The following is a 3,429-nucleotide window of genomic DNA, read 5'->3' on the forward strand; positions in this document are numbered from 1 at the left end:
CGAACACGGAAGTTAAGCTTCAGCACGCTGATAGTAGTTGGGGGATCGCCCCCTGCGAGGATAGGACGTCGCTACGCAAACAGTAAGGAATCCAGTGATGGATTCCTTTTTTTGTGCAAAAAATAAAAGGGCGCATGACCGCAGCGACAATGTGCTTGGCAAAACCCAGCGACGTCAGAAATAAAATGGGCATGTAGACTCGGACGATTCCCTGAAACTACTGGTCACGTCTCCTATCTATGACTAGGGAACCCGTACAAACGAATCAAAATCGCAATAAGTCATGGACAGTATTTTTAATTGACGGGACGCTTTCAAATTCTATGGCGTTTGGGTTGCGGACGTTCCAATTCTGATAGTGATATGCGACTAAATTGACGTTTATTTCAGGTTGCCGATAATGATCGAACACATTACTGTCAAAAGAGAGTAATGGCCCACTAAGCAAGATTAGAAGAGTAGTCAATTTAAAAAGGTAACGGCACTTCCATGCAGGAAGGTCGTTACCTTTTTTCGTGGGCAGCTAAATTGAGGCTAATGGATGATTGGCACTTTAGCGTTGTCTAGCCTTTACGGATCGAGATTGCCAGCACTTCCTAGCCAGCGCGATAACAACCACTAGGCCACTGAACTGGCAGGTCGTCATTAGGCCAAAGCCCATGTTAAAGGCGTTGATACTTCCACTAACGAGACTGAGTGCGGCAAATACCGTCAAACCAATCCAATGTACCCGCTTCGTCCAAGTGTTCGGGTGGCGATGGGCAAAACCCAAGTTGATCATAAGACCGATTAGTAAGAGGATGAGGAAGTCCACCCAGTAAAGAGCTGGGAAGGTTGAAAATTGGGTGACGCGTTCCACCAGGAGAACGCCGAATAAAACTACTAATAGGCTAGCGTTTAGGTGGGCAACGGGTTTCGTTACGGGTACGGCTGTTGTGTCCTGTAAGAGGTCATCTACTGGGACGGCATATAGAGTAGCTAATTGGGTAATGGTGGCGATGTCCGGTTGGTTCCGGCCAGTCTCCCAGCTGGAAACGGTTTGGCGTGAGACGTGAAGCCGCTCTGCCAGTGCCGTTTGGGTCAGCTGCTGCGCTTGCCGAAATTGTTTCAGACGTGCACCTAGTTCTGTCGATGCCATGGGGGCACCTCACTTCCTTAATAATTGCTGTTAACTCTAGCATAGAGAATCAACGGGAAATAGCAAGCTATTCTCGCTAGCATCCGTATCATCAGGCGGTTTGAACGGGTATGTTAGAAGGGAGTAGAGGAGATGATGTCCAGTGCAAAATGGACAAGTGAAAATGGTTCAGGTAACCGGGCTACGGAAAAAGTTCGGTCGCCGTGTGGTCTTACGTGATGTGAATTTCGCATTTTCAACTGGCGAAGTTGTCGGCTTAGTCGGACCCAACGGTGCGGGCAAGACGACCATTATGAAAGCATTATTGGGACTGCTAGCCACGGATGCTGGCAACGTTCGGATTTTGGGACAACCCGTTTCGGCCAATACCCATACTGTTGTGACCCAACAGGTAGGCGCACTCATCGAACGCCCAGCAATTTATCCGTTTCTGACTGGCTGGCAACATTTACAACTGATGACGACTTCCAGGGAACAAATGATGTGGGTAGTGCAGGCCCTCCAAATGGAAACCTATATTCACCGGCCGGCCAAACGGTATTCACTAGGCATGAAACAAAAGTTGGGAATTGCCATGGCGTTGGTGAATCGTCCACGGCTAGTCATATTGGACGAGCCGATGAATGGGTTAGACCCCCAATCGGTTAAACGGCTACGCTATTTGATTGGTCAGTTGGCAGGGGAAGGGACCACATTTTTAATTTCCAGTCATATTTTGAGTGAGCTGGAAAAGATCATTGATACGGTGGTCTTAATTGATCAGGGAGAAGTGTTGCTGCAACGGAGGATGGCTCAGCTTCAGCAATTAGCGCGGCAATCTTTAGTGGTGCGGACGACGGAAAATGCTCGAGGGTTGCAGGTACTTTTACAGGCAGACTATCCAGTGACACAGCGGGGCAGCAATTTAATCGTGACAAAGCCGGTTGCGTTGACGCCCTTACTGCGTACCCTTCTCGACGCGCATCTTCAAATTTCAAAGGTAAACCAGCACCGTGAAGATTTAGAGACAGTCTTGTTACGCTTATTGGCAGAGAGGAAGGCATAGATCATGGGACAATTAATCCAGCAGGAGATTTTTAAATTCAGACATCAACGTATGGCGTGGCTGGCCCCCGTCATCTTGGTGCTTTTAATGGGCGGACTGGCCATGACGGCCCACGGCGCATCAGCTAGTGATCAGAAATTTTATATTTCATCGGCGTATGGCGGGTTTCAATGGTTGACGATGCTTATCATTGTGATTGGTGCTAGCTGTGTGACAATGGAATTCGAGTATGGGACAATCAAACAGTTGGCAACTCAGGTGAATCATCGCTGGACGATCTTTGTGGGAAAGTATGTACTAGTTCTCGGGTATAGCGTGTTAGGTCATGGGTTGGCCATCCTCGTGACACTATTGCTCAAAACTAGTGCTGGGCGGGGCCTAAACTGGCAGACCATTTACCTCTATCACCAATCACTATTGGTTAATCTAGTGACTAATGCGGGGCTGGATATGTATGGTGGCGTGATGATTATTGGACTGGTCTTCTTGCTGGCAAGCTGTAGTCATAACAATGCAGCGGCAATCGCTATTGGCATGGGTGTTTGTTTCATGGGGGAAGGAGTATCCAGTTTGTTATTACAGTCGTTTAAGTCGTTATTGCCAGTGATGAAATGGAATCCGTTTAACATGTTCTTCTTACAGGAGGAGTATGCCAATCCCAGTTATCAGCAGAATGTGACCCATTTGACGATTCAGCAGTTGAGTGTTGGCAGTCTTGTATGGGTGTTATTCTTTGTAGCGGTCGGTGCGGTGGTTTTTTCGAGACGGCGGATTTAGGCTTGGCCGGAAACGTGAGTTGCAAATTAGACATGCTGGCAAGCGTCACGGTGACATCCTACCAAAAGAGACTTCTGGCCCGCAATATGGGGAGAGCGAGGGATGGGCCTGGAGCCGCTACCAACGAATAGTGGGGTTATCGATATTAATTTGGAATTTTTGTTGACACTGAAACCATGTGCATGGTATATTATCTAAGTTGTTTTTTACGACAGCAGCTCGTTAATTTAAAAAGTTAAATTGCTTGTTGACAAGTGGTCTGACAAAATGGTATATTGATTGAGCTGCTTCATTAGGCAGCCAACAACATAGTTTAATTAACTTAAACTTATTGTTGACATCATATTGATTGAATGATATGATTATTAAGTTGTCTGCGAGAGCGGATAGCTGGTAGACCTTTGAAAACTGAACATTGTTTCGACAAACCAAATATGTGTAGGGCGGTTTGATACTTGGTATCAAACCC

3 protein-coding genes are annotated in these 3,429 nt (G+C 46.9%); 2 read left to right on the plus strand and 1 reads right to left on the minus strand.

All coding sequences use genetic code 11. From position 1 onward, the window contains the following. Nucleotides 1-553: 553 nt before the first annotated feature. Nucleotides 554-1,138: a helix-turn-helix domain-containing protein gene (locus EKM87_RS12195; RefSeq protein ID WP_125685014.1), complete on the minus strand. Its 585-nt coding sequence runs from the start codon at nt 1,136-1,138 to the stop codon at nt 554-556. 142 nt (nt 1,139-1,280) lie between these two features. On the opposite strand from EKM87_RS12195, the gene EKM87_RS12200 reads away from it, so the two are divergent. Together EKM87_RS12200 and EKM87_RS12205 are read left to right on the plus strand one after the other, a co-directional pair. Beyond that, nucleotides 1,281-2,183, plus strand: coding sequence for an ABC transporter ATP-binding protein (locus EKM87_RS12200; RefSeq protein WP_225428449.1), 903 nt, complete (start codon nt 1,281-1,283; stop codon nt 2,181-2,183). Nucleotides 2,184-2,186: 3 nt separating this feature from the next. After that, a complete protein-coding gene (locus EKM87_RS12205) occupies nt 2,187-2,960 on the plus strand; it encodes an ABC transporter permease (protein WP_125685016.1) in 774 nt (257 codons plus the stop codon). Nucleotides 2,961-3,429: the final 469 nt, after the last annotated feature.

It is taken from the genome of Levilactobacillus yonginensis, from assembly GCF_003946265.1.
GTDB lineage: Bacteria > Bacillota > Bacilli > Lactobacillales > Lactobacillaceae > Levilactobacillus > Levilactobacillus yonginensis.